Source organism: Herbaspirillum lusitanum P6-12 (assembly GCF_000256565.1).
In the GTDB taxonomy this organism is placed as follows: Bacteria; Pseudomonadota; Gammaproteobacteria; order Burkholderiales; family Burkholderiaceae_D; genus Herbaspirillum; species Herbaspirillum lusitanum.
On sequence record NZ_AJHH01000284.1, the window covers coordinates 1 to 967 of the forward strand.

The window sequence follows — 967 nt, forward strand, 5'->3', positions numbered from 1 at the left end:
CGCGCGCGCCGGCATCGAGTTTCTCCAACCCTGATCAAGCGTTTTTTTCACGACCTCAAGCCCGTAAGCATCACCCTTCGCCGTCCTCAACAACAAAAGGAAGCATCGACATGAAACTGACCAAACCAAGCGCAATCACTCTGGCCTGTACGCTGGCTTTCGGCTTGCTCACCTCGGTCGGCGTGCACGCTGAAAAAGTGCTGCGCATCGCCATGACCGCAGGCGACATTCCGCGCACCCTGGGCCAGCCCGACCAGGGCTTCGAAGGCAATCGTTTCACCGGCATTCCGATGTACGACAGCCTGACGCAATGGGATCTGTCCAAGGCCGACAAGGCCAGCGAAGTGATTCCCGACCTGGCCGTGTCCTGGGCGGTCGACGCCAAGGACAAGACCAAATGGATCTTCAAGCTGCGCCCCGGCGTCAAGTTCCATGACGGCTCCGCCTTCAACGCCGACGCGGTGGTGTGGAACGTCGCCAAGGTGCTCGACAAGGACGCGCCCAACTTCGATCCCAGCCAGGTCGGCGTGACCGCATCGCGCATGCCGACGCTGCGCACTGCCAAGAAGATCGATGACCTCACCGTCGAGCTGACCACCTCCGAACCGGACTCTTTCCTGCCGATCAACCTGACCAACCTGTTCATGGCCTCGCCGCTGCAGTGGGCCAAGAAGCTGGCCGCCGTGCCGGGTTCGGTGACCGACAAGGCCGAGCGCGCCAAGCAAGCCTGGGCTGCATTTGCCGCCGATGCCTCCGGTACCGGTCCGTTCAAGATGACCAAGTTCGTGCCGCGCGAGCGTCTGGAACTGGCCAGGAATCCGGAATACTGGGACGCCAAACGCCGCCCGCAAATCGACAAGGTGGTGATGCTGCCGCTGCCGGAAGCCAACTCGCGCACCGCCGCCTTGCTGTCCGGCCAGGTCGACTGGATCGAATATCTAGTGTTGCTGGAATATATAACCCTGGA

General features: G+C 61.6%; 1 protein-coding gene. It reads left to right on the top strand.

The window, feature by feature from the left end:
* Positions 1-110: 110 nt before the first annotated feature.
* Positions 111-967: ABC transporter substrate-binding protein (locus HLUSI_RS0109115; protein ID WP_016833677.1), on the top strand; the 857-nt coding region annotated here is incomplete at its 3' end.